This window comes from Paraburkholderia humisilvae, assembly GCF_902859855.1.
In the GTDB taxonomy this organism is placed as follows: domain Bacteria; phylum Pseudomonadota; class Gammaproteobacteria; order Burkholderiales; family Burkholderiaceae; genus Paraburkholderia; species Paraburkholderia humisilvae.
In genome coordinates this window covers 1-5,163 of sequence record NZ_CADIKH010000173.1, presented here as the reverse complement: position 1 = coordinate 5,163, position 5,163 = coordinate 1, and the positions used below count along the sequence as shown (strand labels likewise).

Below are 5,163 nucleotides of genomic sequence, written 5' to 3'. Positions count from 1 at the left end.
CGGGCACGGGCGCTGGTGGCTCGACGTGCCCGGCAAAGGCGACAGGGAGCGGCTCGTGCCCGCCTCCGCCGAAATGATGGTCGAGCTCGGCCGCTACCGGCGCGAACGTGGTCTGCCCGTACTGCCCGCCCCGCATGAGGACACGCCGCTCGTGCTGCCCCTCGGAAAATCCATGAAGCCGTTCACCCGCGCGGCGCTGCACACCATCGTCAAGGGCATCTTCGCCGGCGCCGCCGGAAAACTGCGCCTGCGCGGTGACGGATACATCGCCCGCGCCGCCCAGCTCGAGCGGGCGTCCGCGCACTGGCTGCGCCACAGCGCAGGCTCCCACATGGCCGACGGTGACGTCGATCTGCGGCTCATCCGCGGACAACCTGGGCCATGCGTCGCTGACCACCACGAGCCTTTACCTGCATGCCGATGATGACCAGCGGCACCGGGAAACCGAGGAGAAACATCGCATGAACTGGTAAAGGGCCTTGTCGCGATAGCGATCAGGAGCTGAGATGGGCAAGATCGATCGACGCGAGCACGGGCGACATTTCGGTGGTGGCGTAAGGCGACTGATAGATCCGCTTCCATCAGCCATGCCCAGGTACCGGGAAACGGCCGGGAGCATACGAATGCGATCATGCTCATTTCCGCCATCGACTTGGGGAAATTCGCCAGACTGTGATTCATCGCCTGTCGGATTTATTGCGTAGAAGTCGGCCCTGAACATCCGGAGCGGCTTATGCCGCTGAACCTTGAGGTCGAACTGATGTTGTGAGATTTGCAGGTTGTCGCGACACAGTCGACCGGACTATCCCCGCATTTCTGCTTCACTTTGCAGATCGAACCCGAAGGCCCGATTGATGGCCGCGCGCGTATTGGTCTGCAAGCCATGATGCCGGACCCCTCGTTGACTGCCTGCTCAAGCGCGGCAGGACGCGCACCCGCACCGCTGCCCTCAGGCCCCAGTTGCGACGGCTTTGGTGCAAATAAGCAAGCTGGTTGAGAAGTTTCCTAGTTGCAGGATACCTTATCGATCGGACAGGACAGCATTCCATACGGCGGGCGCAGCGGCATTCTTGAGGCCGCTGAAGCCGAGGTTGTCGCCCCCCTTTCTTCGCCGCTGTGGTCGTGCCATCGCCATGAATGACGGTGGTGCCCTGGGGAGAGTCCTTACAGTGGGCCGCCGTGTTTCCGGGAGGGAGGAGCGCCGCTACCACTATTTTCACGCGTTAGCGCTGGGGCGTTGCGCGGACATTTGAGCAAGGCGATCTTGGCAGAGATTACGCAATTTATCAATTATTGTTGCCGTTTTATTATAATCACTTCCACCTCCTTTCCGTCTAAGCGAATTCACTTCGTCGCTTGCGATTCCGAAATCGATAAGCCGAAATCCACCATTTTCGGTCAGCACAATAGAAAGCTCCCCTAAGACGTCCGATATTTTCTCGAGGTTATCGGAGATGATCTTTATATCCCCCAAAGCATTCTCAATACCAGATTTGTCTAACTTCTGTAACCCTTCTGAAATATCGGTAATGCTCACTTGATCTTTTTGATATGGCCTTTTGTTGGAAAGTAATACCTCGCATGGTTTGAATTCTAATGCGGTATCAATATGCTCAATCCAATACCCATTGGCTTTTGCGCCTTCCGGGGCTCGCCGATTCATGTCTATTTTTGGAATAACGGTGTTTAGGCTTTCAATTTTGATCAATCTATTATAAGCCTTAATATCTTGATCTCTATTTCCTTGATGCTGAGTAGACGAGTCTTTAAAGGATAAATACCCATAATCCTCTTGATCTTTGTGGTGGTAGATTTTTGACGCCCCTTCGGGAACAGACCTTACGTCGTGTGCGGCATACTCTTTAACTCGATCTGCCTTTTTGTCCGTCCCTTGGTTAGAGATTGGCGCCCCCGGCAAGGCAGAGGCAACCGAGAAGCTTGCATGGCGAGGCAAAACAGGGGTCTGGCTGTCGGAGCTCTGAAATTGGTCCGGTTTGGGCAGCAGGCCGCTTATCCGCCGGTCGATCGTCTGCGTTCTGGGTGAAGTAGCCGACGGGGTAGCCGGAGTATAAAGTGCATTTGAAGGCACGTTGCCGTGCGCTGTGGGCGACGCACTGGTCGGCCAAATCTTAGAAGGTGAGGAGGGCATTGGTCGTCTCAATTAAGAATATGGTCGACAGTGTCGACGATTGCGGCGGCCGCCCGAGATACCTCCCCGTAAAAACTGTTGGTCAAACGAAATCTAGGCACGCGGCCGTGTGTCGATGGGCCTCTGGTGCAAACGTGTTGATGCATCGTATTCGCAAGGGTCAGTTCGATCGCACGAAGCTCGGCCTCAAGAATGCCGCTGCGCCCGCCGTATGGAATGCTGTCCTGTTCGATCGATAAGGTATCCTGCAAATAGGAAACTTCTTAACCAGCTTGCTTATTTGCACCAGAGCCGCCGGGATGTGAGCGCAGTTGCTCCACGAATGGCGCCACTGCGGCCGGCGTTTCCAGCGTGTTCGGATAGCGAGAATTACCGATAATGGGCAGCACGCTGTTTTCAGTGATTGGACAGGTGGCCCATGCGGCCTGTCCGATACGGCCGAACCACTCGTGCGCTGCGTCGTGTTGCACGTGGCCGGCGTCGAGCAGCGCGATCAGCACGTTGACGTCAAGCAGATAGGTTATCAGGGCGTCTCGTCACGCAGCTGGTCGACTAGTTTGGGCGTCACCGGGCGCGCGTTTCGCGAGTTCGGGAGCACGGGCAGACCGTTCCGCGTCGCCACGGCACCGGCGACCGGCCGCAGCGCAGCGCGCGAGCTGCGAGAGAACGCGACCGATCGAAACGTGCTCTCGCTCGGCACGGGCGCGCGCGACGCGAGCGGAGGTGTCAGGAATTTTGCGTGCTGAGGTCGGTTATAAATCTCAGCTGATGGCAGCGGTGAATCTCTCGCCGAACAGGATGGCGAACTGATTGACTGCTTGCCGCCAGGTGATAGGTGGCATCTTCCAATCCTTTTCGATATTGCGCAAGATCAGGTACAGCAGTTTGCTGGCGGCTTCGTCGCTGGGGAAGTGGCCGCGGTTCTTCACGATCTTGCGAAGCTGCATGTGCATGCTTCCGATCGCGTTGGTCGTGTAGATGATCCGGCGCACTCCGGTGGATAGGCGAAGAATGGGATAACCTGCTCCCATTGGCGCTGCCACATCGCTGCGACCGTTGGGAATTTCTTGCCCCATTCGCTTTGAGAGAACGCTTCAAGTGCCGCCGCAGCGGCTTCGACGGTGGCGGCCTGATAAATCGGCTTGAGAGCAGTAGCCAACGGTTTGCGGTCCTTCCAGCGGCCAGATTCATCGAATTGCGGATCAGATGCATGATGCAGACGTGGTCATCGAAGCCCGGCAGCCGGCGTTGATACTTGCCACCAGTTGCGGCTCGAACGTGGCCTGCCGGTCGCGTGGAATGTCCAGCTTCAGTTCGCCGCCGGGCGTGATGACCGCCCTGGCGCTCGTGACGTTGCGATGATTGCCATCAACGTATACAAACGCCACGCGCAATCGGCCCATAAGGGATACAGCGGCACGGCTGCGCAGGCCGGCGCGCCCATGCCCATCTCGACACTTGTAACATCTTCTCCTATTACCGGCCAAAGCGCCTCTGGTGCGCTATGCAGGCTGCCTCTCTATCATGAGGTCGATGGTTCTCAGGGAGTTCATGATTGTCACGTAGTCCTCGCTCGTGAGGCGCTCCTCTGCACCGTCCTCGGCAGTCTTCTCCAGGATCGCTTCGCTTTGTTCCCTGACCGCGGTTCTATCCTTGCGGTCCAGCGCGGCCTTGAGCGCCTTCAGATCTTCAGCATAGACCCGTGCCGTACCCTGCTGCTTATCCGTTGCAACCAAAGCACCCTTGGTATCCTTGGCCATCCCCAGTTTCGCCCATTTGTCCTCTAGCTCATCCGGCTTGATAGGCAACTCATCCAACCGGACAGGGGGCTGAAATTCATGGAACATCTCCTGTTCCAGTTGCTGTCTCCGGGCAGGATCGCTCAACACTTGGCGCAGTTGATCGATCACTTCTGCAGGAATGCTCCGTGGCTGCTGTGGCATGCCAGCAGCCTCTGCAGCCCTTGCCGCATTATCCCTCTGCGAAATTGCTGCGATCCTTGCGCGTACTTCCTCTGGAATCGGTTCTGGTTCCGACGTCGGCACGAGCTCATCGAACACCGCTTGAAACGCCCCGGGTCCCTGCCTGAACGCAACCTCCAGTCGCCGCCGATTAGGTTCACTTATGTCACGCCCATCAACCCGGCCTGTAACGTCGAGGTTGCGTCCATTTTGTGTGACGGTAACACTGTCCGCACCCCTAGTCTCAGTGAATACGGACGATGGTCTGTCACCTGAGACGAAATCTCGCAATCGGTTCAGCAAACCTCCTCCGCTTCGGGGACGGGATTGCCCTCCGTTTGATTGAGCCGCAGGCAATGAGGCGTTGCTGACTGGATCTGAGGTCACTCGCAAGGGTGTTGGAAGGTTGGTGCGCTCAATGGGCATGGTATTCACTCGAAAAATTGTCGATTCCTGTCGTTACGCGCTGTCCGTTACGACGGACAGCGCATCAGGGGATGCTGGTTCATAGCGAAATACCGAAATTATCCAACTCTGCGCGCCCCATTTTGTCAAGAACGGTGAACTTGCTGATCAAAACGGCGTTAATGGAATGGACGCCCCACCCAACGGCATGGATGTGCCAAAGTGGAGAGTAGTGCTACGTCAACCACCTGAACTGAACGGGAGCGCCCACCATGAAGGTTACGACCATCGGCATCGATCTGGCAAAAAATGTTTTCCAGATTCACGGTGTGAACGAACACGGCAAGGCCACCTTGAGGAAGCAGCTCAAGCGTGACCAGATGGCATCGTTCTTTGCCACGCTTACTCCTTGCCTCATAGGTATGGAAGCCTGTGGCAGTGCTCATCATTGAGCTCGCAAGCTGCAAGGCTTTGGACACACGGTACGGCTAATGGCACCGCAGTTCGTCAAACCATACGTCAAGACTAACAAGAACGACGTCGCCGATGCCGAAGCGATCTGCGAAGCGGTGGCACGACCGAACATGAGATTTGTGCCGATGAAGAATGCTGAGCAGCAAGCGGTATTGTCTCTGCACCGTGCTCGCC

Annotated in this window: 4 protein-coding genes and 4 pseudogenes; 3 read left to right on the top strand and 5 right to left on the bottom strand. The window is 57.0% G+C overall.

Annotation, left to right across the window (positions count from 1 at the left end; all coding sequences use genetic code 11):
* Window positions 1-473, top strand: a pseudogene (locus HV796_RS40115) (tyrosine-type recombinase/integrase); the annotation flags it as partial.
* A gap of 743 nt (window positions 474-1,216) precedes the next feature.
* Here the strand turns inward: HV796_RS40115 and HV796_RS40110 are convergent.
* Window positions 1,217-2,149 (bottom strand): hypothetical protein, encoded by a 933-nt coding sequence (locus tag HV796_RS40110; protein WP_175233269.1) that lies wholly within the window; start codon window positions 2,147-2,149, stop codon window positions 1,217-1,219.
* Window positions 2,150-2,286: 137 nt separating this feature from the next.
* Between HV796_RS40110 and HV796_RS46230 the strand changes: the two are divergent.
* Window positions 2,287-2,388: pseudogene (locus HV796_RS46230) on the top strand (IS6 family transposase); the annotation flags it as partial.
* Between the two features lie 24 nt (window positions 2,389-2,412).
* Here HV796_RS46230 and HV796_RS40105 read toward each other — a convergent pair.
* From HV796_RS40105 to HV796_RS40095, 4 genes and pseudogenes are all read right to left on the bottom strand, one after another.
* Window positions 2,413-2,649 (bottom strand): PIN domain-containing protein, encoded by a 237-nt coding sequence (locus HV796_RS40105; protein WP_217478198.1) that lies wholly within the window; start codon window positions 2,647-2,649, stop codon window positions 2,413-2,415.
* A gap of 261 nt (window positions 2,650-2,910) precedes the next feature.
* A pseudogene (locus tag HV796_RS40100) lies at window positions 2,911-3,367 on the bottom strand (transposase); the annotation flags it as partial.
* Window positions 3,352-3,552 carry a transposase gene (locus HV796_RS44925; RefSeq protein ID WP_246356337.1) on the bottom strand — a complete coding sequence of 67 codons (201 nt, stop codon included), beginning with the start codon at window positions 3,550-3,552 and terminating at the stop codon, window positions 3,352-3,354. The gene HV796_RS44925 and the pseudogene HV796_RS40100, both read right to left, overlap by 16 nt.
* A gap of 99 nt (window positions 3,553-3,651) precedes the next feature.
* Complete coding sequence (locus HV796_RS40095; protein ID WP_175233268.1) at window positions 3,652-4,059, bottom strand: hypothetical protein; 408 nt, start codon at window positions 4,057-4,059, stop codon at window positions 3,652-3,654.
* 728 nt (window positions 4,060-4,787) lie between these two features.
* Between HV796_RS40095 and HV796_RS40090 the strand changes: the two are divergent.
* Window positions 4,788-5,163, top strand: a pseudogene (locus HV796_RS40090) (IS110 family RNA-guided transposase); the annotation flags it as partial.

Excerpts from the sequence above, each read along its gene's own strand:
- HV796_RS40110 (WP_175233269.1), bottom strand. The coding sequence starts at position 2,149 with ATGCCCTCCTCACCTTCTAAGATTTGGCCGACCAGTGCGTCGCCCACA.
- HV796_RS44925 (WP_246356337.1), bottom strand. The coding sequence starts at position 3,552 with ATGGGCCGATTGCGCGTGGCGTTTGTATACGTTGATGGCAATCATCGC.